Here is a 25,342-nt window from a genome sequence, read left to right as displayed (position 1 = left end):
TCGATAATATGATAAGAATGTAGGATGGTAAAAACATGAAAGACTTATATGGGAGAAATATAGATTATCTGCGATTGTCAATTACAGATCGTTGTAATTTTAGGTGTAAATATTGTATGCCGGCAGATGGGGCACATCTCGTAGATATGGATGAAATACTTACTTACGAAGAGGCGATTCGGGTTTGTGAAATAATGGCTCGTAATGGTCTTAAGAAAATTAAGGTTACTGGAGGAGAGCCACTTGTAAGAAGAGGCGTAGAGGGGATGATTGCAAGCTTAAAGGCAATTGATGGTATTGAACGAGTTACGATGACAACAAATGGTCTTTTGCTTTATGAAAAAATGGAAGATTTGGCAGCTGCAGGAATTGATGCGATAAATATAAGCCTTGATTCACTTAATCGTGATTTGTTTAATGATTTGAGTCGTTCGCCTGCTTCAAGCGATAATTTTGAAAAAGTCGTGAAAACACTGGATTTGCCTGAGCGTTATCCGGATATTATGTTTAAAATTAATTGCGTGCCATTAGGGATAGAAGGGCAGGACTTATTACAAATGGCCGAATTGGCAAAGGATCGACCATTGCATGTTCGATTTATCGAGATGATGCCGATTGGTGTGGGGGCGCAGTTTGAGTTTGTTTCCCAGGAGGATGTATTAAATATCATTAAAGAAAAGTATCCAAATGTGCGTTCCTATGAAAAGAAACTTGGCAATGGTCCTTGTGTTTACTATGAGATACCGGGTTTTGTTGGAAAAATAGGCTTTATTAGTGCTATGAGTCATAAATTCTGTAGTGGATGTAATCGTATTCGTATGACCTCGACAGGCTTTTTGAAGACTTGTCTGCAATATGAAACAGGAGTGGATTTGAGAGAGGCTTTAAGAAATAATGCTTCGGATGAGGTGATCGAAGAGCTTATCGCCCAGGCACTGCGAGTTAAATCAAAAGAACACCAATTCCTTGAGGTTGATAAAAAGGCGGAAGAGAAAAAAGATATGTCGCAAATTGGAGGATAATTACTCTTTTTTATTATGTATTTTATATAAATATATGATACAATAGGTTGTGATTAAAAATATGGGAGAACACTATGGCTAGCAATATTACGGATTCTAATCTCAAAAAGAATCGCGACCGAAGGAAGAGAATCAATCGTATTAAGATTGGAATGCTACTTACGATTTTCATCTGGATAATTGTTTCTATCATATTATGTGTATTTCTTGGGATTCGGGTATATTCTTTAAAAACACGTATCAGTGATATGGAGAATAACCTTACCGTTTTAGAACAACTTATTACAACTGGAGAGATTAACTATAAGACAGATTCGTCAGGAGATGATTCGGCATCCGTGAGTAAAGGTATGGAGACCGAGGATCAGGTAGAGAATATGAAAGTCTATCTTACTTTTGATGATGGCCCAAGTGATAATACGGCAGAGATTCTTGATGTTTTGGCGGAGTATGATGTGAAAGCGACATTTTTTGTAACCGGTAAGACAGATAGTGAATCTAAGAAATTATATAAGAGAATTGTAGATGAAGGTCATACTTTAGGTATGCATTCTTATTCACATAAATACAGCGAGATTTATAATTCGCTTGATGATTTTAAAGCAGATTTTACCAAGATACAGAATTATCTTGAAGAAGTCACAGGCGTAAAGCCGGTATATTACAGGTTTCCGGGAGGAAGTTCTAATCAGGTAAGTAATACAAGTATGACAACTTTTATATCTTATCTGAATGAACAAGGTGTGACTTATTTTGATTGGAATGTCAGCAGCGGAGATGCAACCAGTGAAGCTTATTCAACGGAAGATATTATTACCAATGTTATGGGAGATGTTCCGAATTATTCAACATCAATTGTGTTGTTGCATGATTCCAACAACAAGAGCACCACAGTAGATGCATTACCGTCATTGATTGAAGAATTACAGGCATCTGATGCCCAAATCCTGCCGATTGATGAGGATACCGATTTAGTTCAACATATTTATTACAAGAGTGTTGAATAAATAACTGTATCACACAGGATAGATAATAGAATTAGGAGGAATAAATACAAATGAGCTTTTTTAAAGAGTTTAAAGAAGATTTTGCGCAAGCGGCGAAAGAGTTGATGCCGGGTGAAGAACCGGCGGAGGAAATGGCGCAAGATCAAGAAGATATTGAAATCAACACCTTGGAAAAGGATGTTGATGTCGAATCAGAACTTGCTAAATTAGATGATTTTCTTGAAGAAGTTGATGAGCAGGAGATGCAAGAGTCTTCTGCTAAGACATTTGCAGCACCTCAGGAGGATGTTGCGGCTTACCAGGAAGCAAAAGACAAACAAGATGAGTCTGCTGCTGATCAGGTTGAAGCTGAAAAAATGTCTGATGAGGAGGAAAACGAAACAGATAGTGCAACAGAGCCAGATGCTACTGAAAACGTAGTTAGTATGGCCAGTGAGCCGGATGCTCAAGAGGATGTATTAGATAATGTATCAGAGCAGATGGCAGCAATAAATGAAAATGAATCAGTAACGGAGGAGAAAGAAATGGATTCAATGGAAAAAGATGTAACAGAAGAGATGAAAGAAGAAACAGCAGTTGAGACGGAAGGCAAAGAAGAACAAGTAGATCTTGAAGGTGAGATTTCCGATGAAGAAGCGGTGATCACACAAGGCATGATTATTCGCGGTGATGTTGAAACAGCTGGTTCAATTGAAATTCGCGGAAATGTTACAGGTAATGTGAAGTGCCGTGGCAAACTTGTTGTTACAGGAAAAATTGAAGGAAATTCTGATTCTTCTGAATTCTTTGCTGATTCTGCTAAGATTACAGGAGAGATTAATTCTACAGGAACGGTTAAAGTTGGCTTAGGATCTGTCATCGTTGGAAATATTACAGCAACTTCTGCTGTAGTTGCAGGTGCAATTAAGGGAGACATCGATGTTCAAGGACCGGTAGTGGTTGATACATCTGCTGTTATTAAAGGAAACATTAAATCACGTTCTGTACAGATTAATAATGGTGCAGTAATTGATGGTTTCTGTTCACAGGTTTACGCTGATATTGATATGGATAGCCTGTTTGGAGAAAACTAATATGAAAAGAGTTTTACTGAAATTAAGCGGTGAAGCGTTAGCTGGCGATAAAAAGACCGGATTTGATGAGAATACTGTAATTTCGGTTGCAAAACAGGTAAAGCAGTTGGTTGATCAAAATATAGAAGTTGCAATCGTGATTGGCGGCGGTAATTTCTGGCGAGGTAGAAGTTCGGAAAATATCGATCGTACAAAGGCAGACCAGATTGGGATGCTTGCAACTGTTATGAATTGTATTTATACTTCTGAAATCTTTCGTTCGGAAGGCATGGATACTTCGGTAATGACACCATTTGCATGCGGAGCGTTTACACAGTTGTTTTCCAAAGACGCTGTGAAAGAAGCTTTTCGTTTACATAAAGTAGTATTTTTTGCAGGAGGAACCGGTCATCCTTATTTTTCAACCGATACAGCCACTGTTCTTCGGGCTATCGAAATTGAAGCAGAAGTGATTCTTTTGGCAAAAGCTGTTGATGGAGTTTATGATAGTGATCCTAAGGTGAATCCGAATGCAAAAAGATATGATGCAATTTCGATTGATGAAGTGATTGAAAAACAGCTTGCGGTTATGGATCTTACAGCATCTATTATGAGTATGGAAAATAAGATGCCGATGTATGTATTTGCATTACAGGAAGAAGATAGTATTGTGAAGGCAATTACTGGTAGATTTAATGGTACCGTTGTTACGGTATAAGGAGGCAGATATGGACAGTAGATTAGAACAATATGAATCAAAGATGGGAAAATCTTTAAGCAATTTGTTAAATGAATATGGTTCTATACGTGCAGGTAGAGCGAATCCGCATGTATTAGATAATATTATGGTGGACTATTATGGAACACCAAGTCCGATTCAGCAGGTAGCGAATGTTTCTGTTCCGGAAGCGCGAATGATACAGATTCAGCCATGGGAGTCGAACATGGTAAAAGAGATTGAAAAGGCTATCATGACATCTGATCTTGGAATCAATCCAACAAATGATGGTAAGATGATAAGACTTGTATTTCCGGAACTTACAGAAGAGCGTCGTAAAGAGCTGGCAAAAGAAGTAAAAAAATACGGCGAAAATGCCAAGGTTGCAGTGCGCAATATTAGACGTGATGCAAATGATGCGATGAAAAAGCTTGGAAAATCATCAGAGATTTCTGAGGATGAAGTTGCAGAACTTGAAGATGAGATTCAAAAGCTTACAGATAGTTATATTAAGAAAATTGATGAAGCTGTAGAGTCAAAATCAAAAGAGATTCTTACAGTTTAAGATTGACTTGAAAGAAAAAATGAAACAGAAAAGTGTGCTTTTGGTTGTGAAAAGCACACTTTTCTTTCCATGTGGAGGAAAAGTATGAGTGTACCGGAACATGTAGCAATTATCTTAGATGGTAATGGACGATGGGCTAAGAGCAAAGGCATGCCAAGAAATTATGGTCATGTACAAGGCGCAAAAACTTTAGAGGAAGTAGTTGAATCAGCATGGGATTTGGGTGTAAAATATCTCACTGTATATGCTTTTTCAACAGAGAATTGGAAACGACCGGATAGCGAAGTAGATGCATTAATGAATCTTTTTCGTACCTATTTGAAAAAATGTCAAAAACTTTGCGTAAAACATAATATGCGTATGCGTATTATTGGAGACAGAGCCGGTATGAGTGAGGATATCCAAAAACTGATAGACAAAGTGGAAGATATCTCAAAAGATTTTGCAGGACTGAATCTTCAGATTGCGCTTAATTATGGCAGTCGTGATGAAATGCTTCGCGGAATAAAAAAATTGGCCAAGAGTGTACAAAATGGTGAAATGACAGTAGATGAGATTACAGAAGAAGCGTTTTCGTCCGTGCTCGATACAAAAGATATTCCGGATCCGGATTTGTTGATTAGAACAAGCGGAGAACAAAGAATTTCGAATTATTTACTATGGCAGCTTGCATATGCAGAGCTGTATTTTACGGATGTACCATGGCCTGAATTTCATACGGATGAGTTAAAAAAAGCATTGGATTCATATGGTGCTAGAGAACGACGTTTTGGTGGTGTCGATGAAAATGCTTTAAAATCATAGGAGGATGTTAAGATGTTTAAAACAAGAGCAATCAGTGGAGCAATTATGATCGTTTTATTGCTTCTGTTTCTGATTAGAGGAGGCGATCTTTTACTTTTTGTAATAGGAGCAATTTCTGTAATTGGAATGTATGAGCTCTATAGAGTATTTCACTTTGAGAAGAAACCGCTGGCTTATGTAGGATATGCTACAACTATTGTATATTACTTAAATTTAAAATGGAATTTTTTGCCGGATGTTAAATTTTTGTTTTTGATTTCTTTGATAGTCATGTTGTTTGTGTTTGTGTTTTCTTATCCAAAAGTACATGCAAAACAACTACTTGCTGCATTTTTTGCGATTTTTTACGTAGCTATGATGCTATCTTGTGTTTATGAAACAAGGATGCTTGCGGATGGTAAATATCTTGTATGGCTTATATTTATCTGTTCGTGGGGATGTGATACTTGTGCATATTGTGTTGGTATGCTTTTTGGAAAACATAAGATGGCTCCTGTTTTAAGTCCTAAAAAGTCAGTCGAAGGTGCTGTTGGTGGTGTGGTTGGAGCAGCTGTTTTAGCAGTGATTTTTGGCTTGGTGTTTAATGGGGCACTTCAGATGGAAATGAACCAGATCATGATTTTGCCGATTATTTGTGCAATCGGTGGATTGATTTCCATGGTTGGTGATTTGGCGGCTTCCGCAATTAAGCGTTTTTATGATATTAAAGACTATGGCAAACTGATTCCGGGACATGGAGGAATTTTAGACCGTTTTGATAGCGTTATTATAACGGCACCAATTGTATTTTATTTATGTGCATATCTTCTTTAGAGTATAAGGAGCGAATATTTCATGAGAAAAATAGCGATTTTGGGTTCTACAGGATCAATAGGGACTCAGACTTTACAGATTGTGGAAGAACAACAAGATATTGAAGTTACGGCAATTGCAGCTGGACGTAATATTAAATTATTGGAAAAGCAGATTCGAAAATTTCATCCGAAATTAGTTGCTGTATGGAAAGAAGAATCGGCTAAAGAACTTAAAAATGCAATAAAGGATATGCCAAATGTACGTATAACCTATGGAATGGAAGGCTTGATTGAGGTTGCAACTTTTGAAAAGACGGAAATTCTCGTGACAGCGATTGTAGGAATGCTTGGCATTTTGCCAACGATTGAAGCAATCAAAGCAGGAAAGGATATTGCGTTAGCTAATAAAGAGACGCTTGTATGTGCAGGACATATTATCATGCCTCTTGCTGCTAAATTAGGCGTAAAAATTCTTCCGGTAGATTCAGAACATAGTGCAATCTTTCAGTCGTTAAATGGAGAAAGACATAATCACATTGCGAAAATACATCTTACAGCTTCGGGCGGCCCGTTTCGAGGAAAGTCTCGTGATGAATTGAAAACGATACAACTTGAAGATGCACTTAATCATCCAAATTGGGTGATGGGGAAAAAAGTTACAATTGATTCGTCCACTTTGGTTAATAAAGGGCTTGAAGTGATGGAGGCGCATTGGTTATTCGGTGTAGACGCAGATAAAATCAATGTTGTTGTTCATCCGCAAAGTGTGATTCATTCTATGGTTGAGTATGAAGATGGTGCAGTGATTGCGCAGCTTGGAACTGCAGATATGCGTTTGCCAATCCAATATGCATTGTACTATCCTGCAAGGAGACCGTTATCAGGTGAACGGGTGGATTTTTTTAGATTGAAAGAATTGACATTTGAAGCACCTGATTTAGAAGTTTTTTCGGGACTTAAGATGGCTTTTGAGGCACTGAAAAAAGGGGGAAATGTTCCAACGGTATTTAATGCAGCCAATGAAGTGGCAGTTGCAAAATTTTTGAAAAAAGAAATATCCTATCTTCAAATTACAGAAATGATACAAAAAGCGATAAGCGAGATTACTTATATGCAAGATCCCACGGTAGAACAGATTTTGCAGACGGAATCTATGGTTCGAGAATTGTTGAGGTAATTAAGTGACAATTATTAAGATTATTATAGCAATTATTATTTTTAGCATTATTATTATATTTCATGAACTTGGACATTTTACATTTGCTAAGCTAAACGGTATCCGGGTAAATGAATTTTCTTTGGGACTTGGACCTACAATTTTCGGAATTAAAAAGGGTGAAACTAAATATTCACTTAAATTATTGCCATTTGGCGGAGCGTGTATGATGGAAGGGGAAGACGGTGAAAGCGATGATCGGCGATCGTTTAATTCCAAGTCGGCGCTTGCAAGATTTAGTGTGATTTTTGCCGGTCCGGCATTTAATTTTATAATGGCTTTTCTATTCTCCGTGATCATTATAGGTTGTATCGGTGTTGATCAACCGGTCATCAGCTCGGTTATGGAGGGGTATCCGGCCGAGCAGGCTGGGATTGAAAGCGGAGATGTCATTACCAAGCTGAATAATACCAGAATATATACATTTCGTGATATTTCATTATATACCCTGAAGCATTCCGGAGAGGAGATTGTGGTTACTTATGAGCGAGAAGGAGAAAGCCATGAAACAACAATTGTTCCGGTATTAGATGAAGAATCAGGTCGGTATATGATTGGGTTTTATGGTAGTAGTGCTTATGAAAAAGTTGGACCATTTAAGACAATTCGGTACAGTATACATGAAGTGAAATATTGGATTTCGTATACGTTGCATAGTTTGTTTATGCTTGTAACGGGAGAAGCTAGTATGAATGATATGTCCGGACCGGTCGGTATCATACAAACGATTGGAGATACTTATGAATCTACAGTTACAAGTAGTGGTTATTATTATGCAGTGCTTAGTTTGCTTAATATTTCCGTGTTGCTGGCGGCTAATTTAGGTGTTATTAATCTTCTTCCATTACCGGCTTTGGATGGCGGGAGAATTCTTTTTATCATAATTGAAGCAATAAGACGAAAGAAGATTGATCCGAATAAAGAAGGAATTGTTCATTTTATCGGCTTTATGATCTTAATCGTATTTATTGTCGTGGTAATGTTTAATGATATTAGGAAATTGTTTGAAAGTCTTGGCTAAGGAGGCGTTTTATGGAGCGCAGAAAAAGTAAAGTGATTCGAATTAAAGATCGGATGATTGGAGGCGACAATCCGATTCTGATACAGTCTATGACAAATACGAAAACCTCAGATGTTCAAGCGACTGTTGAACAGATTCTAGAACTTGAAAAGGCTGGATGTGAGATTGTCAGATGCGCGGCATATGATGAGGAAGCAGCTGAGGCTTTAAAAGAGATTAAGAAACAGATTCATATTCCGCTGGTTGCAGATATTCACTTTGATTATAAGCTTGCCTTAAAAGCAATGGAAAACGGGGCGGATAAAATACGGATAAATCCGGGAAATATAGGTTCTAAAGAACGTATTAAAGCGGTTGTTGATATGGCAAAGGAGTACCAGGTTCCGATTCGTGTTGGGGTAAATAGTGGTTCTTTGGAAAAGCATTTGATTGAAAAATATCATGGTGTGACTGCGGAGGGACTTGTTGAAAGTGCGCTTGATAAAGTGAAGATTGTGGAAGATCTTGGCTATGATCAGATTGTTATCAGTATTAAGTCATCGGATGTTATGATGTGCGTACAGGCGCATAAGTTGATTGCCGATAAGACGATATATCCTCTTCATGTTGGAATCACTGAAGCTGGTACGGTATATGCAGGAAATATAAAATCGGCGGTAGGACTTGGATTGATTTTGGGTCAAGGAATTGGAGATACGATAAGAGTCTCACTTACCGGAGATCCGGTCGAAGAGATTCGCTCCGCAAAGATGATTTTGAAGACATTAGGTCTTAGAAAAGGCGGTGTGGAAGTGGTTTCTTGTCCGACCTGTGGACGTACAAGGATTGACTTGATTTCTTTGGCAAATCAGGTGGAAAGATTGTGTGAAAACTATTCAGCCGATATAAAAGTTGCAGTGATGGGATGCGTGGTAAATGGTCCGGGAGAGGCGAAAGAGGCGGATCTTGGGGTCGCCGGTGGAATCGGTGAAGGAATTGTATTTCGCCATGGTGAAGTGCTTCGTAAAGTACCGGAACAAGAACTTTTAAGTGCTGTTCAAGAAGAACTTGATCGAATTACTAAGATGAAATAAATGTGGGTGATTGGATGGAAAAGGCATTTACAGAAGTATTTGCAAGTCTTAAATTAAGTAAAAAAATGCAGGAAATGTTTGAGGAGGTTACGGTTGAACAGTTGTCAATCAATAAATCCAAGACAATGTTTCGAATTAAAATCAGTGCAACACATTTGATTGATAAAGCCGCAATTTTTGCGCTAGAAGAATGTGTGAAGGAGCAGATTTTTAAGGAAGAAGAGACACAAGTTAAGGTCTATGAGCATTTTGTACTTTCTAAGCAATATAATTGTAAGAATTTATACGAGATGTATTTAGAAAGTATGCTTTTGGAACTAAAATCTATCAATCGTTTTTATTATCTTGTACTAAAAAAGGCAAAGGTTTCTTTTGATGAAGAAGACACGATGCATCTTTCGCTGGAGGATACAATGATGTCCCGAGAAAATGCGAACCATTTGATTGCGTATTTTGATAAGGTGTTCTATGACAGATGTGGTTTGAAATTCCATTGTGAGGTAGATTATTTTGAACCTGCTGAAAGCAAATACAAGGAAATTGCTGATCGTAAGATGGATATTGAAATTCAACAAATTCTATCAAGAACAATGCTTTATCAAAACAAAGAACTAGAAGCAGTGGCGGATGATAACACGACAAAGTCTGAGCATAAGGAATCATCCAAACAGTCAACTTCAACCGTTATGCAAAAAAAATACAATGGAGGAGCCAAAAAATCATTTTCTTTTCAGGCTAAAAAGTCAGATAATCCGGATGTCATCTATGGACGTGAATTTGAAGATGAACCCGTATCGATTTCATCAATAGGAGAAGAACCGGGAGATCTTACTGTGAAAGGTAAGATTATAATGGTAGATGATAGAGAACTACGTAGTGGCAAACATTTGTTGACATTTTCTTTAACGGATTTTACGGACACGATTCGTGCAAAACTATTTTTAAAACCGGAGCAACTTGATGATATAAAAGGTGAAATCAGTAGTGGAAAGTTTGTAAAACTAAAAGGATTTGCCAGTATGGACTTATATGATAAGGAAATCATGTTCAGTTCTATATTTGGAATTATGAAAATTGCAGATTTTACAACTTCGAGAGAAGATACTTATCCGCAAAAGAGAGTAGAACTTCATTGTCACACCAAGATGTCGGAAATGGATGCGGTTACGGATGTAAAGGATTTGATTAATCAGGCTAAGAAGTGGGGGCACAAGGCTCTTGCGATTACAGATCACGGCTGTGTGCAGGCATTTACGGATGCGCATCATACAATCAGTCTCGAGGATGATTTTAAAGTAATTTATGGAGTGGAAGCGTATCTGGTAGATGATCTTCAAGATATCGTTATTGATGAGAATGGGCAGAATTTCCATTCTGACTTTGTTGTTTTTGATATTGAGACAACCGGGCTTTCGCCGCTTAATTGTAAAATTATTGAAATTGGTGCTGTGAAGATTTCGGGCGGTAATATTGTGGATCGTTTTTCGAGTTTTGTGAATCCGAATCAGCCGATTCCATTCGAAATTCAAAATCTTACATCAATTACGGATGAGATGGTAATGAGCGCTCCGGTTATTGATGAGGTTCTTGTAAAGTTTCTTGATTTTTGTAAGGATTGCGTAGTGGTTGCGCATAATGCCGATTTTGATATGGGATTTATTCGAAAGAATAGTGAAGATCTTGGGCTTTCTTGTGCATTTACAGTTACGGATACCATGCAAATTGCAAGACTTTTAATGCCGGATGTTGCGAAGTTTACGCTGGATAATGTTGCCAAAAAACTTGGGGTATCCTTAGAGCATCACCATCGGGCAGTTGATGATGCAGAGTGCACCGCCAATATTTTATTAAAGCAGATTGCCATGTTAGAAGATATGGGAATTACCAATCTTAAAGAATTAAATGAATTGGCGGCATCTTCACCGGAACGAGTTAAAAAGCTTTCGACATATCATGCGATTATTATTGCGACAAATACAATTGGTCGTATTAATTTATATCGATTGGTTTCGATGTCTCATCTTAAGTATTATTACCGAAGACCAAGAATTCCGAAAAGTGAATACTTAAAATATTCGGAAGGGTTGATAATTGGATCGGCTTGTGAGGCCGGCGAATTGTACCAGGCTCTTTTGGATGGAAAGTCCAAACAAGAAATCGCCAGATTAGTGAATTTTTATGATTATTTAGAAATTCAGCCGGTTGGAAATAATGAATTTATGATTCGCGGGGATAAACCACGTCTTTCAAGTATTGAAGATATTAAGGATATTAATCGACAAATTGTAAAACTTGGAGAACAATTTAACAAAATGGTTGTTGCCACCTGTGATGTTCATTTTATGAATCCGGAAGATGAAGTATACCGAAGAATCATTATGGCGGGGAAAGGTTTTAAAGATGCGGATGATCAGGCACCTTTATTTCTTCGAACAACAGAGGAGATGATAGAAGAGCTTGAATATCTTGGAAGCGAAAAGGCAATAGAGGTAGTCATTACAAATACGAATAAAATCGCGGATATGTGTGAAAAGATTACGCCGGTAAGGCCGGATAAATGTCCTCCGGTTATTGAGAATTCCGATCAGTTGCTTCGAGAAATCTGTAATAATAAAGCACATGAAATGTATGGAGAACAATTGCCGGAAATTGTACAAGAGCGCCTGGACAGAGAATTGAATTCCATCATATCAAACGGTTATGCCGTTATGTATATCATTGCGCAAAAACTTGTTTGGAAGTCAAATGAAGATGGTTATCTTGTTGGCTCTCGAGGCTCGGTTGGTTCGTCATTTGTTGCAACAATGTCGGGAATTACAGAAGTTAATCCGCTTAGCCCGCATTATCGATGTGAGAATTGTCAATATTCTGATTTTGATTCAGAAGAAGTGAAAAAGTATGCCGGCCGCTCCGGATGTGACTTGCCGGATAAAGATTGTCCGGTCTGCGGACACAAGCTTGTAAAAGATGGGTTTGATATTCCTTTTGAAACATTCCTTGGGTTTAAAGGAAATAAAGAGCCGGATATCGACCTTAATTTTTCCGGAGATTATCAAGGTAAGGCGCATCGATATACGGAGGTAATCTTTGGAGAAGGACAGACCTTTAGAGCCGGAACAATAGGTGCGTTGGCGGATAAGACAGCATTTGGTTATGTGAAAAAATATTATGAAGAGCATGGCGTATCAAAAAGAAATTGTGAGATTGACAGAATTGTGCAAGGGTGCGTGGGGATAAAACGAACTACCGGCCAGCATCCCGGAGGAATTGTAGTATTACCGATGGGGGAAGATATGAATTCCTTTACGCCGATTCAACACCCTGCAAATGACATGACAACGGATGTTATAACCACACATTTTGATTACCATTCCATCGATCACAACTTGCTAAAACTTGATATACTTGGGCACGACGATCCAACCATGATTCGAATGCTCGAAGATCTGACCGGAATTGATGCGACTTCAATTCCATTTGATGATAAAAAAGTGATGTCCCTGTTTCAGGATACAAGTGCTTTGGAAATCAAGCCGGATGATATTAGCGGGGTTCCGTTAGGTTCGCTTGGCATCCCGGAATTTGGTACCGATTTTGTTATTCAAATGTTGATCGACACAAAACCGCAATCGATCTCTGATTTAATACGTATATCAGGACTTTCACATGGAACGGATGTATGGCTTGGAAATGCTCAGGAATTAATACGACAGGGAAATGCAACTATTGCAACCGCAATTTGTACCCGTGATGATATTATGACCTATTTGATTAGTATGGGAGTAGAAAGTGAGCAATCCTTTACCATTATGGAAGCAGTGCGAAAAGGAAAAGGATTAAAACCGGAATGGGAAGAAATCATGAAGGAACATAATGTTCCGGATTGGTATATCTGGTCGTGTAAGAAGATTAAATACATGTTCCCTAAAGCGCATGCTGCAGCTTATGTTATGATGGCATGGAGAATTGCATATTTTAAAGTTTATTATCCGCTGGCATATTATGCCGCTTTTTTCTCGATTCGAGCAACTGCATTTAGTTATGAATTAATGTGTCAGGGAAAAGAACGTCTCGAATATGAGATGGATAAAATCCTGAAAAAAGAAGATCCATCAAAAAAAGAGCTCGATACTGTGAAGGACATGCGTATTGTTCAGGAAATGTATGCTCGTGGATTTGAATTTTGTGATTTTGATATTTATAAAGCGAAGGCTCATTATTTTCAGGTTATTGATGGAAAATTAATGCCAAGTATTTCCTCAATTGAAGGTCTTGGTGACAAGGCAGCGGATGCAGTAGAAGATGCAGCTAAGAATGGTGAATTCTTGTCACGAGATGATTTTAGACAAAGGACTAAGGCAAGTAAGACCGTAATTGAACTTATGGTAGAACTTGGAATTTTAAGTGATTTGCCGGAGACGAATCAATTATCATTATTCGATTTCGTATAATAAAAAGACAAGGGTGTAAATCCTTGTCTTTCAATTTGGCTTGAAAACCTTTACGGTGAGAAGACACTGTAAGCGGTATTGCCGGAAGTTGGAACCATATACATGGTTTTAGAATCGTTATAGTCTTGAAAATAGGTATAGGTGCTGGTACAGTTGATATTCTTGTATTCACCACTAATAATCAAGGTTGACTCTAAAGTAGACAGATCCATTCGATAAAGACCGGAGTTTGTTCCGGAATTTTCATGATATTGATAGAAAAGAATATTACCGAGTGTATTATAGTTTTCTACCCATCCGTTTACAAGCGTTTCTTCGGAATTTTGCGGATCGGATAATAAGACACGTTTTAATTTATATCCATCGGTGTTATCAAGGTAATATAGGAATCCGCCATTTTCCTGAACCAACCAATAATTGCCGGTTTTGATGGTGGTTTTTGTGTTGGTTTCGGTATTTAATTTGTGAATGTCGTGATCATGATCGGTGCCGACATAATAAATAGACTCATTTTTGGTGCTGCAGGTATAATTCGGTTCATTAAAGACTTCTTCAGGATCGTCAAGATTAATGCATACGCGATATGTCTTCGTAGCAACCTCATCATCATAATGCAGATAATAGATATAATTACCGACCAGACTTGCATATAGACAAGGGTTTGCATCCATAACTTTCATATTGGAGCCATCGTGTTCACATCGATATAAGGCATAATTGTTATAATGCATAAAGGACATGTAATCGGTCGATTCGGAGTTGTCACGGATCAGATACAGATAATTGGCATCTGCGTTAATAGAATAGACGGCATCATCACAAAGCTTTTGCAGATTGTTGCCGGTAAAGTCCATGGAATAAAGCCGAAAATTATCGGAAGGATTGGCAAAATAGATGGTATCTTCGTATTCACAAAACAATCCATAATTGTATAAATTACCGTCAGTGTTTCCATTTACATATTCGTCATTAAGCTTCGTGAAATTATGAGTTTCTTTAAAAACCAGTAAGGCAATAACCCCTGCCACAACGATAATAATAATGATTAGAAATTTTCGTACTTCGCTTCTCATATAATGCCCCTCTTCTAAGTATAGCAAGTAACTTTTATGATACTTGCGAGATATCTTACTATAGTAGTATAATCACTTAGGATTATCGTTACTCCTTATAAATATTATAGTATAACGGGTATTAAAATACAAAGAATTATTGGGTCTAAAGGATAGAATGAAGGAGGCTTTTCGGGGCATGGACTTAGAAGAAATCAGAAGGCAAATTGATGAAACAGACGATCAACTTGTGAAACTTTATTGTCATAGAATGAAACTATCAGAGCAGGTCGCATCTTATAAGATTGATGCGTCAATGGAAGTACAAGATCATGCCAGAGAGGAAACGAAGATGAAACAGGTATGTTCTGCTGCAGCAAGTGACTTTGAAAATGAAGCAATCAAAGAGTTGTATGAGCAGATTATGTCTATTTCCCGAAAGCGCCAGTACCAATTGATTCGTGAAAAAAAAGGCGTTTACGATTTGGGATTTCAAAAAATTGATGAACTTGGAATCCATGGAAAGACCATTGTATTTCAAGGAACCGATGGTGCGTATTCGCAGGTTGCAATGAATGCTTTTTTTCATGAGCCGGATAATTCATATCATGTGGAGACCTGGCGGGATGCAATGGAAGCGTTAAAATCAGGCGAGGCTGATTATGCGGTTTTACCGATTGAGAATACAACAGCAGGAGATATTTCGGAAAATTATGATTTAATGACGGAATATGGTCATCATATCGTTGGGGAAATGCTGATTCCTATTAGACATGCACTTCTTGGTTTGCCGGGATCAAAGATTTCAGATATAAAAGAAGTGGTTTCACATCCGCAAGCGCTTAGTCAATGTTCTATTTTTTTGAATAGTAATCGTCAGATGAAACAGGTTAAGGTTGAAAATACAGCTGTGGCAGCTATGCGGGTAAAAGACAGTGGTGATATTACCAAAGCGTCCATTGGCAACAGGCTTAATGCTGATATTTACAATCTTGAAATTCTAAGTGAAGATATTATAAATGTTGATACGAATGCGACCTTGTTTATTATTGTTTCGAAAGATGAAGTCTATACGAAAGATGCGGATAAAGTAACGATCAGTTTTGAACTTCCAAATAAGAGTGGTTCTTTATATTATATGCTCTCACATTTTATTTATAATGGATTAAATCTTACTAAGATTAGTTCAAGACCGATTCCGGGGCGTAATTTTGAATATAGATTTTTTGTAGAAGTCGATGGAACGCTTGAGGATGATGCGATGGCAAATGCGCTGATTGGACTTTTGACGGAAGCAGGAAATGTACAGATTCTAGGTTGCTATAAAATGCATAAACAAACAGAGTAGGTGGAAAAGGAATATGAAGTTAATAACGAAATTTGTAATATTTAAAGAATTCAAACATGGAGATGTGCTTGAGAACTTTTGCACATTGATGGATGAGGGATGTGAAAATCATGAGGCGCTTTTTTATGAATCATTTCATCAATTAATTGAACTGGCTTCATCTTATGGATTTGAAGGTAATATTTGGCATAATTATTTGGCTTTTTTAATCGCTAACAATGAGAATTCTTTTAGCCTTGCTTGCGAAGGAAAAGGAAAAGTGGAGGGAAGCATAAATCCACTTGCGATTCATGATTTTGAGATTTTTAGGGAATTGTTTGCATTTGATTTTAGTACAAAAGGATTTCCGAAAGAATTTGTAGCGGTGATGGAACACTATGAAAATGTGAATGACAATTCTAAGGTGTTTAACAAACGGATTCGGGATCGAATTGTGCAATTATCTAAGGATTTGCCAAAATCAAAAGACGAAATAGAGTTTATGGAGTATGTAACAGAATTTTATAAACGATTTGGCGTTGGCGAACTTGGACTCCATAAAGCCTTTCGTATTACACGGGTGGATGACCGTCCGGTTATCACTCCGATTTCCAATATTGCGCATGTATCGTTAGATGATCTTGTAGGGTATGAGATTCCGAAGAAGAAACTGATTGCCAATACAGAAAGTTTTGTAAAAGGATATAGTGCAAATAACTGTTTGCTGTATGGGGATGCCGGAACCGGTAAGTCTTCAAGTATTAAAGCGATTGTAAATCAGTATTACGATCAGGGATTGCGTCTTATTGAAGTCTATAAGCATCAGTTTAAAGACCTGAACGAAGTGATTGCACAGATAAAAAATCGAAATTATAAATTTATCATTTATATGGATGATTTGTCATTTGAGGAATTTGAGATAGAATATAAATATTTAAAGGCTGTTATTGAAGGCGGGCTGGAAAAGAAGCCGGATAATGTATTGATTTATGCAACATCTAATCGTCGTCATCTTGTGCGTGAAAAATTCTCGGATAAAGAAGAAAGACGTGATGACTTGCATGCATCTGATACCGTACAAGAAAAATTGTCTTTGGTTTCTAGATTTGGAGTGCAGATATTCTTTTGCGCACCGGATAAAAAAGAATTTAAGCAAATTGTAGAGGTGTTAGCACAAAAACATGGTATCACAATGGATACACAGTTGCTTTTGGAAGAAGCTAATAAATGGGAATTAAGTCATGGTGGTTTGTCTGGTCGTACAGCGCAGCAATTTATTAATCATGTTCTTGGAAGCTGTGAGGAAAGATAGATGGCACAGAAATTGTTGGTACTCGATCTTGACGGAACACTTTTGACAGATGACAAGACCGTAACAAGGGCGAATCTGCTTGCAATTGAAGAAGCGGTAAGAGCCGGACATAAAGTTATGATTGCCAGTGGTAGACCTCTATCGAGTGCAAGAAGATGTGCGAAGCAATATCTTCCGCAAGTTCCGGATAGTTTACTTATAGCCATGAATGGTGGCATCTTATATGATCTGGATCGCGATAAGGTTTTGGTAAGGAAAACAATGGATGTATCTCTGGTGCAAAAATTATTTGATTTGGCAGATGAATACGGAGAATATATACAGACATATTCGGATGAGAAAGTATTAACCAGACGAGTAAGAGAACAGTTGTATCAATATGTTCATCTTACAGGAATTCCTTATGAATGCCGTGAAGAATTTCCAGAGGGAATTGAGAATCCAACAAAGGTGTTGCTTTCGAATCTTGAAAATCATGATGCACTTGTACGATTTAAAGAAGAAGGCGATCGCCTTATGGAAGGAAAGTGTTTAAGCTTTTTTTCGACACCGGAGTATCTTGAGTATGTACCACTTGATTCGTCGAAAGGTCATGCTATGCTTGCGGCTTGTGAATTATTGGGGATAAAAAAAGAAGATACGATTGCAATCGGAAATGAGGAAAATGATGTTTCAATGATTGAAATGGCAGGGCTTGGAGTTGCAATGTGTAATTCGAATCAGGATATCCTTAAAAAGGCAGATTGTATTACGAAATCCGACAACAATCATGATGGAATCGCCCAAATCATTCATGAATTTGTAATATAGTAAAAGCAGAAAAAGTACGAAACACTTTTTCTGCTTTTTGTAAGTTAATGTCGCCTGTTGTGATAATTTTTTATGGTTTGTAAAATTTCGTACGAAATAAACATAGAGCCTTTTCCGGTTCCGAGTTTGATGTCCGGTTTATTGGTTCCGTGAAAATCAGAACCGCCGGAGATTAATAAGTCATATTCTTTCGCCAGTCCTTTAAAATAGCGTTCATCTGCTGGCGTATAAGTTGAGTAGATGGCTTCAAGTCCGTCAAGGCCTGCAGCTTTAAATTCAGTAAGAGCATTGCGCATTTTATCATCACCGTAAGAATATAGTCCGGGATGTGCCAAAATAGCAACCCCGCCGGCCTGTTTGATTAGATGAATGGCATTCGTGGTTTTGATTAGTGTGCGGTCTACGAAACAACGACAGTCATTTCCCAGGTACTCATGAAATACGGCTTTGATATTTTTGACATATCCATGGTCGACTAGATAGTTGGCAAAATGTGCTCTTGTTAATACCCCTGTTCCGGCAAATGCAAGAAGTTTTTCCATCGTAATATCAAAACCTTCTTTTTGAAGTAGTTCACACATCTTGGCATTTCGACTGTCTCGTTCATTTACAAATGTGATAAGATTATCGTTTAATTGCTTGTTGGTTGGATCGATATACAGACCAACCACATGTAGTTCTTTTCCGTTATGATCTGTGGATAATTCAATTCCGGGAACAAATTCGATATTTTGTTTCGCGGATTCGTTGGAAGCTTCTGCAAGTCCGTCTATCGAATCGTGATCAGTCAGTGCTATTGCTTGAAGATTATTTTCTTTTGCTAATTTAATAAGTTTAGACGGAGTAAAAGTTCCGTCTGAAGCTGTTGAATGTACATGTAAATCAATACAAGGTGTATTCATAAATCTATGTCCTTTCTCTATGGAATCGAAATTGCCTTGACAGATTTCGAAATGATTCTTATATTATAAAAGATAAGTGATTTTTTCACAAGAAAAATCAGATTAGACGTTGACTTTATATATTATGTATGGTACAGTGATTAAGTTGTTAGAAAAGAAGTAGAGTATCCACTCTCACCTTGGCGTATTAAGCGACCCGGGTTTTTATATCTTAACAGCACTTATTGTGTTCGTTTGATTTGTGGATAGTCTACCTATCCACTTTTTTTATGGAGGTGTAAATCATTAGCGATTTATTTATTAATGAACAGATCAGAGACAGAGAAGTACGACTAATTGGTCAGAATGGAGAACAGCTTGGAATCATGTCTTCGAAAGAAGCATTTAAGCTTGCACAAGAGGCAGACCTTGATTTAGTAAAGGTTGCGCCAACTGCAAAACCGCCGGTATGTAAGATTATTGATTATGGCAAATATCGTTATGAGATGTCTCGTAGAGAGAAGGAAGCTCGTAAAAAGCAAAAGACGGTTGAAGTAAAAGAGATTCGTATGTCTCCTAATATTGAAGAAAACGATCTGAACACCAAAGTAAATGCGGCAAAGAAGTTCTTAAAGAAGGGCGATAAGGTAAAGGTTACATTGCGTTTTCGTGGCCGTGAGATGGCGCATGTACAGCAATCGAAACATATCCTTGACGATTTCCTTGAAAAGCTTGAGGACATTGCACAAGTGGAGAAACCACCAAAGATGGAAGGCAGAAATATGTCGATGGTGTTGGTAGAAAAGAAATAGTTTATTAAGGAGGAATTTATCATGCCAAAGGTAAAGACAAAAAGAGCAGCTGCAAAGCGTTTTAAAAAGACAGGAACAGGAAAGTTAGTTCGTAACAAAGCTTATAAGAGTCATATTCTTACCAAGAAAACTACAAAGAAGAAAAGAGAGCTTAGAAAGTCAGTTGTTACTGATCAGACAAACTCAAAGAATATGAAGAAAGTATTACCATACTTATAAGATTATTTGTTAGGAGGAATTAAATCATGGCAAGAATTAAAGGCGGATTAAACGCAAAGAAGAAACATAATAGAGTATTAAAGTTAGCAAAGGGATACAGAGGTGCAAGATCTAAGCAGTATCGTGTTGCTAAGCAGTCTGTTATGAGAGCTTTAACAAGTTCTTATGCAGGAAGAAAGCAGAGAAAGAGACAGTTTAGAAGTCTTTGGATCGCTCGTATCAATGCAGCAGCAAGATTAAATGGACTTTCATACAGCAAATTCATGTATGGTCTTAAGCTTGCAGAAGTAGAAATCAATCGTAAGATGCTTGCTGAAATGGCAGTTAACGATGCAGAAGGTTTTGCTTCACTTGTAGAGCTTGCTAAGGAAAAAGTAGCTTAATTTAACTTGAATGCCGATTGGTAATGTTTTATAATAAACATTGTTCGGATAGCAATTCTTCAGCCCCGATTTTTCGGGGCTGTTTTTGCATAGTTGTAGATTGTTTGGTTTTCGAAAACCGGATATGGCAACGGGGAATGATTAAAGAGTTTTGATGCGAGTAGGAGGAAACATTATGTCAATTTTGGTTACAGGTGGAGCAGGATATATTGGAAGTCATACATGCGTGGAACTTTTAGATGCGGGATATGATGTGGTTGTTGTAGATAATCTTAGTAATTCCAGTGAAGTATCTTTGCAAAGAGTGGAGAAAATTACGGGTAAGAGTGTTACTTTTTATAAAGGTGATATTTTGGATCGTGATTTTTTGACAGATGTAATGAAAAAGGAAAAAATTACAGCTTGTATTCATTTTGCTGGATTAAAAGCGGTTGGAGAATCTGTTGAAAAACCATGGGAATATTATGAAAATAATATTGCGGGAACCCTGACTTTGATTGATGTAATGAGAAAGAATGGCGTAAAGAATATGATTTTTTCTTCTTCGGCAACGGTATATGGCAATCCTGTATTTGTTCCAATTACGGAAGAGTGTCCGAAAGGACAATGTACCAATCCATATGGATGGACAAAGTCTATGCTAGAACAGATTCTTACAGATGTTCAAAAAGCCGATCCGCAGTGGAATGTGATATTGCTTCGCTATTTTAATCCGATTGGAGCGCATAAGAGTGGTTTGATTGGAGAAAACCCAAATGGAATTCCGAATAATCTTATGCCATATATCACACAGGTTGCAGTTGGTAAGCTAAAGCAGCTTGGCGTATTTGGAAATGATTACGACACCCCGGATGGAACCGGCGTTAGAGATTATATTCATGTTGTTGACCTGGCAAAAGGTCATGTGAAGGCAATCAAAAAATTAGAAGAAGATTGTGGCTTGGAAATATATAATCTTGGAACAGGTCATGGATATAGCGTTCTTGACATTGTTAAGAATTTTGAAAAGGCAAATGATTTAAAGATTCCATATGAGATAAAACCAAGAAGAGCAGGAGATATTGCAACGTGCTATTCAGATGCAAGCAAAGCTAAAAAAGAGCTTGGATGGGTAGCGGAAAATGGTATTTTGGAAATGTGTGAAGATAGTTGGAGATGGCAAAAAAACAATCCAAATGGTTATGATAAATAAAGTTAAAAAAAATCAAAAAAGTACTTGATTTTTATATGACAATAAGATAGAATTATTTTTGTTGTGACGCGAGAGCGATCCTGATGTGAGATGTTAAAGGATAACAACAAAAGATGGCCAGTTGGTCAAGTGGTTAAGACGCCGCCCTCTCACGGCGGAATCACGGGTTCGACTCCCGTACTGGCTGTTAAAAAAAGATTGAGCATTTCGCTCAATCTTTTTTTTGTTTTCAAAGCCGGTAATGGACCGGTAATTAATTGTCGGAATGTTTTTTTACAAATTCTAGAAACTGATCGGCATAGGCCGGAAGGGAACGTTCTTTTTGGTACATGATATAAAATTGGCGGCTAGAGGTATGAAGCGGATAGACAAGAATCTGTCCATTTTCTTTTGCCTGCAGTATCGCCAGATTAGAGAAGATAGAGATTCCCATACCTTGAATTACCATTTTTAAAATCAATTCCGGATCATCAACTGTTGCAATGATGTTTAGCGTATCGAAATAAATATTATCTTTTGCTAGATAGCTTTGAGCTTGAAAGAAGGTATTAGATCCTTTTTCGCGAACAATTATATGTTTTTTCATAAGCTCGCCCAATGGATTTTTAGATAGCAAAATAGTTCGATATTCGGCGGTGTTTGGCATGGCAATGGATAATTCATCTGATGCAAATTGCTCATAAATACAATTGGAATTATAGGAATTAGAGCCAACCAGTCCAAAATCAAGCACACCACGAATCACCTGGTCTTCAATTTCGTTGCTATCACCGGTATGAATGTCGAATCTGACATTCGGGTGTTTTTGGTAGAATTTTGAAATGATTGCAGGAAGCATATGACTACCCGGAAGAGAAGAGGCGCCGATACGCAGTGTTGTATTATGCTCGTGTGAGATGGATTCGAGAGCAGCATTTTTCAGTCGTATAATACGATTGGCATAATTGTATAATTCTTCACCTTCTGGTGTGATTTGTAGAAATTTTGTTGTGCGATTAAATAATTTTATATGAAGTTCTTTTTCGAGAGAATTGATATGCGAACTGACCGTTGGCTGTGTCAAATATAAATATTCGGCAGCTTTAGAAAAACTTTTTAGTTCGGCAACAGCAACAAAGACTTCTAGATGTCTAAATTCCATAATCTATTTCCTCCTTGAATAAATGACTATCTATTTATTTGCATTATAAATAAATATTAGAATATGGTCAAATCCAATATTTCGAATAAATAAAAGCAAAAACGCCTTGCAGGTAGGTGCAAATAGTGTTACAATAATTAAAGTCACAAATGTAATTTTCGAGAGTGGGCGGATTCGTCCACTCTCAGTTTTTGTTCGAATATCATAGCAAAGCTGGAAAAGAGGGTGAGAAAATGTCACAAAGAGAACAGTATGAACAAAAAACAGAGGAATATATTCTTCCTATATTAGAAGAATATGGATTTGAACTTTATGATATTGAATATGTTAAAGAAGGTGCCGATTATTATCTTAGAATTTACATTGATAAAGAAGGCGGCATAACGATTAATGATTGTGAAGTCGTATCAAGAAAGATGAATGAGATTCTTGATAGAGAAGATTATATTAAAGAGCAATATATTTTTGAAGTTAGCTCTCCGGGACTTGGTCGGGTGCTGAAAAAAAATCGACATTTTGAAAAAAGTATCGGAGAAGAAATTGAGATTAAGTTGTATAAAGCACTTAATCATAGCAAAGAATTTACCGGAATCTTGCGTTCGTATGATAAGGATACGATTACAATAGAGATAAATGAAAATGAAACAATGACATTTGCCAAAAAAGAGGTAGCGCTTGCTCGTTTGGCATTGGATTTTTAAGAGGAGGCCTAATAGATCATGAATAATGAATTGTTAAAAGCGTTGGAATTACTTGAAAAGGAAAAAGATATCAGCAGAGATACATTACTAGAAGCAATTGAGAATTCTCTTATTATTGCATGCAAAAATCATTTTGGAAAATCTGAAAACATCAATGTGGAACTCGATGTTAACACAGGGGAGTTTCATGTATGGGCGGCAAAGACTGTTGTTGAGGAAGTTGAAGACGATGTGACAGAAATTTCACTTGCCGATGCGCAAAAGATTGATGGAAAGTTAGCAGTCAATGATGTGGTTAATATTGAAATTAATTCGAAAGAATTTGGTCGTATTGCTGCTATGAGTGCGAAAAATGTAATTACACAGAAGATTCGAGAAGAAGAAAGAAAAACTATTTACGGTATTTATTCGGAAAAGAAAGATGATATTATCACCGGAATTGTTCAGCGTAAGATTGGAACGTCTTATAGTGTGAATTTAGGAAAAGCGGATGCGATTCTTTCTGAAAAAGAACAGGTTAAGGGAGAGGTTTTAAAGCCAACCGAAAGAATCAAGGTATATATTGTGGATGTGAAAGATAGTTCAAAAGCACCTAAGATTTTGGTCTCAAGATCTCATCCAAATCTTGTAAAGAGATTGTTTGAATCAGAAGTTACCGAAATTCGTGATGGCATCGTTGAAATTATGGCGATTTCAAGAGAAGCAGGAAGCAGAACTAAGATTGCAGTTTGGTCTAATGATGACGATGTAGATCCGGTAGGAGCCTGCGTAGGTATGAATGGTGCAAGGGTTAATGCAATTGTAGAGGAATTACGTGGTGAAAAAATTGATATTATCAATTGGGATGAAAATCCGGCTATGCTTATTCAAAATGCATTAAGTCCGGCAAAAGTAATTCTGGTTCAGGCAGATTCGGATGAAAAGACGGCTAAAGTTGTTGTTCCGGATTATCAGTTATCACTTGCAATTGGTCGTGAAGGACAAAATGCTCGTTTGGCGGCTAGACTTACGAAGTACAAGATTGATATTAAAAGTGAAACTCAGGCAAAAGAATCCGGAGAGTTTGATGAAATCTTTGAACAGATGGAAAGTCAAAATGATTTCGATGACTATGAAGAAATGGATGATTTTGAAGATGGAGACTTCTTTGCTGAAGAAAATGATGTAGAAGAAGCTCAAAAGCAGGAAGAGGAATAAAATATGGCAGGAAATGTTCCGATGCGTAAATGCGTTGGTTGTAATGAAATGAAAGAAAAGAAAAGTCTGATTCGAGTTATTAAAAACGAAGAAGGAATCTTTATTGATCAGACCGGGCGTAAGAACGGAAGAGGAGCATATCTGTGCCCTTGCAGGGATTGTTTTCAAAAAAGCATAAAAAACAAAGGTCTAGAACGGTCATTTAAAATGGCTGTTCCGGATGAAGTGAAACAATCTTTGCTTAAGGAAGTGGAAATGATTGAAAGCAAATAAAATATTGTCCATGCTTTCGATAGCAACGAAATCGGGAAATGTTGTCAGCGGTGAGTTTGCCACTGAAAAAGCCGTGAAAAGCGGCAATGGATATCTGGTGATTGTCTCAAAAGAGGCATCAGATAATACAAAAAAGAAATTTCATAATATGTGTGATTTCTATATGGTGCCGATTTATGAATATGCTGGAAAAGAAGAACTTGGACATTGTATTGGTAAAGAATTTCGAGCATCGCTTGCCGTTACTGATGAAGGTTTGGCAAAGGCGATTGTAAAATTGCTCGAATCGGAAAAACTGAATAATGGAGGGAATGAATAA

General features: G+C 37.4%; 25 protein-coding genes and 1 tRNA gene. 23 read left to right on the top strand and 3 right to left on the bottom strand.

Features of this window, described 5'->3' with window-relative positions:
- Window positions 1–35: 35 nt before the first annotated feature.
- The 11 genes from moaA to BLS20_RS03930 all read left to right on the top strand — a co-directional run bounded on the left by moaA (window position 36) and on the right by BLS20_RS03930 (window position 13,723).
- Window positions 36–1,022, top strand: coding sequence for a GTP 3',8-cyclase MoaA (moaA, locus tag BLS20_RS03980; protein WP_090172439.1), 987 nt, complete (start codon window positions 36–38; stop codon window positions 1,020–1,022).
- 74 nt (window positions 1,023–1,096) lie between these two features.
- The gene (locus tag BLS20_RS03975; RefSeq protein ID WP_090172436.1) at window positions 1,097–2,029 is read left to right on the top strand and encodes a polysaccharide deacetylase family protein; all 933 of its coding nucleotides are present in this window, start codon (window positions 1,097–1,099) and stop codon (window positions 2,027–2,029) included.
- Window positions 2,030–2,079: 50 nt separating this feature from the next.
- Window positions 2,080–3,102: a polymer-forming cytoskeletal protein gene (locus BLS20_RS03970; protein ID WP_090172432.1), complete on the top strand. Its 1,023-nt coding sequence runs from the start codon at window positions 2,080–2,082 to the stop codon at window positions 3,100–3,102.
- 1 nt (window position 3,103) lies between these two features.
- Window positions 3,104–3,799: a UMP kinase gene (gene pyrH, locus BLS20_RS03965; protein WP_090172430.1), complete on the top strand. Its 696-nt coding sequence runs from the start codon at window positions 3,104–3,106 to the stop codon at window positions 3,797–3,799.
- A 10-nt stretch (window positions 3,800–3,809) separates the two neighbouring features.
- Entirely contained in the window at window positions 3,810–4,364 is a 555-nt protein-coding gene (gene frr / locus BLS20_RS03960) for a ribosome recycling factor (RefSeq protein ID WP_090172426.1), read from the top strand.
- An 84-nt stretch (window positions 4,365–4,448) separates the two neighbouring features.
- Entirely contained in the window at window positions 4,449–5,168 is a 720-nt protein-coding gene (locus BLS20_RS03955; RefSeq protein ID WP_090172424.1) for an isoprenyl transferase, read from the top strand.
- A 12-nt stretch (window positions 5,169–5,180) separates the two neighbouring features.
- The gene (locus tag BLS20_RS03950; protein WP_090172421.1) at window positions 5,181–5,981 is read left to right on the top strand and encodes a phosphatidate cytidylyltransferase; all 801 of its coding nucleotides are present in this window, start codon (window positions 5,181–5,183) and stop codon (window positions 5,979–5,981) included.
- Window positions 5,982–6,002: 21 nt separating this feature from the next.
- Window positions 6,003–7,139, top strand: a complete 1,137-nt coding sequence (locus tag BLS20_RS03945; protein ID WP_090172419.1) for a 1-deoxy-D-xylulose-5-phosphate reductoisomerase — start codon at window positions 6,003–6,005, stop codon at window positions 7,137–7,139.
- A gap of 4 nt (window positions 7,140–7,143) precedes the next feature.
- Window positions 7,144–8,199, top strand: a complete 1,056-nt coding sequence (gene rseP / locus BLS20_RS03940; protein ID WP_341443183.1) for an RIP metalloprotease RseP — start codon at window positions 7,144–7,146, stop codon at window positions 8,197–8,199.
- An 11-nt stretch (window positions 8,200–8,210) separates the two neighbouring features.
- Window positions 8,211–9,272, top strand: coding sequence for a flavodoxin-dependent (E)-4-hydroxy-3-methylbut-2-enyl-diphosphate synthase (gene ispG, locus BLS20_RS03935; protein ID WP_090172417.1), 1,062 nt, complete (start codon window positions 8,211–8,213; stop codon window positions 9,270–9,272).
- Between the two features lie 14 nt (window positions 9,273–9,286).
- Window positions 9,287–13,723: a PolC-type DNA polymerase III gene (locus BLS20_RS03930; RefSeq protein WP_090172616.1), complete on the top strand. Its 4,437-nt coding sequence runs from the start codon at window positions 9,287–9,289 to the stop codon at window positions 13,721–13,723.
- Window positions 13,724–13,773: 50 nt separating this feature from the next.
- Here BLS20_RS03930 and BLS20_RS03925 read toward each other — a convergent pair whose 3' ends face one another.
- Window positions 13,774–14,796: a DUF5050 domain-containing protein gene (locus BLS20_RS03925; RefSeq protein WP_090172414.1), complete on the bottom strand. Its 1,023-nt coding sequence runs from the start codon at window positions 14,794–14,796 to the stop codon at window positions 13,774–13,776.
- A gap of 178 nt (window positions 14,797–14,974) precedes the next feature.
- Between BLS20_RS03925 and BLS20_RS03920 the strand changes: the two genes are divergently transcribed.
- The 3 genes from BLS20_RS03920 to BLS20_RS03910 are packed head-to-tail and all read left to right on the top strand — an operon-like array spanning window position 14,975 to window position 18,224.
- Window positions 14,975–16,123 (top strand): bifunctional chorismate mutase/prephenate dehydratase, encoded by a 1,149-nt coding sequence (locus BLS20_RS03920; protein WP_090172412.1) that lies wholly within the window; start codon window positions 14,975–14,977, stop codon window positions 16,121–16,123.
- Between the two features lie 13 nt (window positions 16,124–16,136).
- Complete coding sequence (locus tag BLS20_RS03915) at window positions 16,137–17,414, top strand: ATP-binding protein (RefSeq protein ID WP_090172410.1); 1,278 nt, start codon at window positions 16,137–16,139, stop codon at window positions 17,412–17,414.
- Window positions 17,415–18,224, top strand: a complete 810-nt coding sequence (locus tag BLS20_RS03910) for a Cof-type HAD-IIB family hydrolase (protein WP_090172408.1) — start codon at window positions 17,415–17,417, stop codon at window positions 18,222–18,224.
- A gap of 44 nt (window positions 18,225–18,268) precedes the next feature.
- Here BLS20_RS03910 and BLS20_RS03905 read toward each other — a convergent pair whose 3' ends face one another.
- Window positions 18,269–19,126 carry a PHP domain-containing protein gene (locus BLS20_RS03905; RefSeq protein ID WP_090172406.1) on the bottom strand — a complete coding sequence of 286 codons (858 nt, stop codon included), beginning with the start codon at window positions 19,124–19,126 and terminating at the stop codon, window positions 18,269–18,271.
- A gap of 299 nt (window positions 19,127–19,425) precedes the next feature.
- Here BLS20_RS03905 and infC point away from each other — a divergent pair, with 299 nt between their 5' ends.
- The 5 genes from infC to BLS20_RS03880 all read left to right on the top strand — a co-directional run bounded on the left by infC (window position 19,426) and on the right by BLS20_RS03880 (window position 21,898).
- The gene (gene infC, locus BLS20_RS03900; RefSeq protein WP_090172404.1) at window positions 19,426–19,917 is read left to right on the top strand and encodes a translation initiation factor IF-3; all 492 of its coding nucleotides are present in this window, start codon (window positions 19,426–19,428) and stop codon (window positions 19,915–19,917) included.
- Window positions 19,918–19,938: 21 nt separating this feature from the next.
- A complete protein-coding gene (gene rpmI, locus BLS20_RS03895; protein WP_090172402.1) occupies window positions 19,939–20,136 on the top strand; it encodes a 50S ribosomal protein L35 in 198 nt (65 codons plus the stop codon).
- 26 nt (window positions 20,137–20,162) lie between these two features.
- A complete protein-coding gene (rplT, locus tag BLS20_RS03890; RefSeq protein ID WP_090172400.1) occupies window positions 20,163–20,519 on the top strand; it encodes a 50S ribosomal protein L20 in 357 nt (118 codons plus the stop codon).
- A 175-nt stretch (window positions 20,520–20,694) separates the two neighbouring features.
- On the top strand, window positions 20,695–21,711 hold the full coding sequence (gene galE / locus BLS20_RS03885) for a UDP-glucose 4-epimerase GalE (protein WP_090172398.1): 1,017 nt from the start codon (window positions 20,695–20,697) through the stop codon (window positions 21,709–21,711).
- A gap of 115 nt (window positions 21,712–21,826) precedes the next feature.
- Window positions 21,827–21,898 (top strand) — tRNA-Glu (locus BLS20_RS03880).
- Between the two features lie 66 nt (window positions 21,899–21,964).
- On the opposite strand, the gene BLS20_RS03875 is transcribed toward BLS20_RS03880, so the two are convergent.
- Window positions 21,965–22,852, bottom strand: a complete 888-nt coding sequence (locus BLS20_RS03875) for a selenium metabolism-associated LysR family transcriptional regulator (RefSeq protein WP_090172395.1) — start codon at window positions 22,850–22,852, stop codon at window positions 21,965–21,967.
- Window positions 22,853–23,085: 233 nt separating this feature from the next.
- On the opposite strand from BLS20_RS03875, the gene rimP reads away from it, so the two are divergent.
- The 4 genes from rimP to BLS20_RS03855 are packed head-to-tail and all read left to right on the top strand — an operon-like array spanning window position 23,086 to window position 25,342.
- Entirely contained in the window at window positions 23,086–23,553 is a 468-nt protein-coding gene (gene rimP, locus BLS20_RS03870; protein ID WP_090172392.1) for a ribosome maturation factor RimP, read from the top strand.
- An 18-nt stretch (window positions 23,554–23,571) separates the two neighbouring features.
- Entirely contained in the window at window positions 23,572–24,750 is a 1,179-nt protein-coding gene (nusA, locus tag BLS20_RS03865) for a transcription termination factor NusA (protein WP_090172390.1), read from the top strand.
- 3 nt (window positions 24,751–24,753) lie between these two features.
- Complete coding sequence (rnpM, locus tag BLS20_RS03860; RefSeq protein WP_176762278.1) at window positions 24,754–25,023, top strand: RNase P modulator RnpM; 270 nt, start codon at window positions 24,754–24,756, stop codon at window positions 25,021–25,023.
- Window positions 25,010–25,342, top strand: a complete 333-nt coding sequence (locus BLS20_RS03855) for a L7Ae/L30e/S12e/Gadd45 family ribosomal protein (RefSeq protein WP_242870520.1) — start codon at window positions 25,010–25,012, stop codon at window positions 25,340–25,342. The genes rnpM and BLS20_RS03855 overlap by 14 nt, the downstream gene beginning before the upstream one ends.

The organism is Eubacterium oxidoreducens (assembly GCF_900104415.1).
In the GTDB taxonomy this organism is placed as follows: domain Bacteria; phylum Bacillota; class Clostridia; order Lachnospirales; family Lachnospiraceae; genus Eubacterium_C; species Eubacterium_C oxidoreducens.
Note: the sequence above shows the minus strand (reverse complement) of the source record. Positions and strands in the feature narration are given on the sequence as shown.

What these genes read in the sequence shown, in the direction of transcription:
- moaA (WP_090172439.1), top strand. Translation starts at nt 36, where the DNA reads ATGAAAGACTTATATGGGAGAAATATAGATTATCTGCGATTGTCAATT.
- BLS20_RS03975 (WP_090172436.1), top strand. Translation starts at nt 1,097, where the DNA reads ATGGCTAGCAATATTACGGATTCTAATCTCAAAAAGAATCGCGACCGA.
- BLS20_RS03970 (WP_090172432.1), top strand. Translation starts at nt 2,080, where the DNA reads ATGAGCTTTTTTAAAGAGTTTAAAGAAGATTTTGCGCAAGCGGCGAAA.
- pyrH (WP_090172430.1), top strand. Translation starts at nt 3,104, where the DNA reads ATGAAAAGAGTTTTACTGAAATTAAGCGGTGAAGCGTTAGCTGGCGAT.
- frr (WP_090172426.1), top strand. Translation starts at nt 3,810, where the DNA reads ATGGACAGTAGATTAGAACAATATGAATCAAAGATGGGAAAATCTTTA.
- BLS20_RS03955 (WP_090172424.1), top strand. Translation starts at nt 4,449, where the DNA reads ATGAGTGTACCGGAACATGTAGCAATTATCTTAGATGGTAATGGACGA.
- BLS20_RS03950 (WP_090172421.1), top strand. Translation starts at nt 5,181, where the DNA reads ATGTTTAAAACAAGAGCAATCAGTGGAGCAATTATGATCGTTTTATTG.
- BLS20_RS03945 (WP_090172419.1), top strand. Translation starts at nt 6,003, where the DNA reads ATGAGAAAAATAGCGATTTTGGGTTCTACAGGATCAATAGGGACTCAG.
- ispG (WP_090172417.1), top strand. Translation starts at nt 8,211, where the DNA reads ATGGAGCGCAGAAAAAGTAAAGTGATTCGAATTAAAGATCGGATGATT.
- BLS20_RS03930 (WP_090172616.1), top strand. Translation starts at nt 9,287, where the DNA reads ATGGAAAAGGCATTTACAGAAGTATTTGCAAGTCTTAAATTAAGTAAA.
- BLS20_RS03925 (WP_090172414.1), bottom strand. Translation starts at nt 14,796, where the DNA reads ATGAGAAGCGAAGTACGAAAATTTCTAATCATTATTATTATCGTTGTG.
- BLS20_RS03920 (WP_090172412.1), top strand. Translation starts at nt 14,975, where the DNA reads ATGGACTTAGAAGAAATCAGAAGGCAAATTGATGAAACAGACGATCAA.
- BLS20_RS03915 (WP_090172410.1), top strand. Translation starts at nt 16,137, where the DNA reads ATGAAGTTAATAACGAAATTTGTAATATTTAAAGAATTCAAACATGGA.
- BLS20_RS03910 (WP_090172408.1), top strand. Translation starts at nt 17,415, where the DNA reads ATGGCACAGAAATTGTTGGTACTCGATCTTGACGGAACACTTTTGACA.
- BLS20_RS03905 (WP_090172406.1), bottom strand. Translation starts at nt 19,126, where the DNA reads ATGAATACACCTTGTATTGATTTACATGTACATTCAACAGCTTCAGAC.
- rpmI (WP_090172402.1), top strand. Translation starts at nt 19,939, where the DNA reads ATGCCAAAGGTAAAGACAAAAAGAGCAGCTGCAAAGCGTTTTAAAAAG.
- rplT (WP_090172400.1), top strand. Translation starts at nt 20,163, where the DNA reads ATGGCAAGAATTAAAGGCGGATTAAACGCAAAGAAGAAACATAATAGA.
- galE (WP_090172398.1), top strand. Translation starts at nt 20,695, where the DNA reads ATGTCAATTTTGGTTACAGGTGGAGCAGGATATATTGGAAGTCATACA.
- BLS20_RS03875 (WP_090172395.1), bottom strand. Translation starts at nt 22,852, where the DNA reads ATGGAATTTAGACATCTAGAAGTCTTTGTTGCTGTTGCCGAACTAAAA.
- rimP (WP_090172392.1), top strand. Translation starts at nt 23,086, where the DNA reads ATGTCACAAAGAGAACAGTATGAACAAAAAACAGAGGAATATATTCTT.
- nusA (WP_090172390.1), top strand. Translation starts at nt 23,572, where the DNA reads ATGAATAATGAATTGTTAAAAGCGTTGGAATTACTTGAAAAGGAAAAA.
- rnpM (WP_176762278.1), top strand. Translation starts at nt 24,754, where the DNA reads ATGGCAGGAAATGTTCCGATGCGTAAATGCGTTGGTTGTAATGAAATG.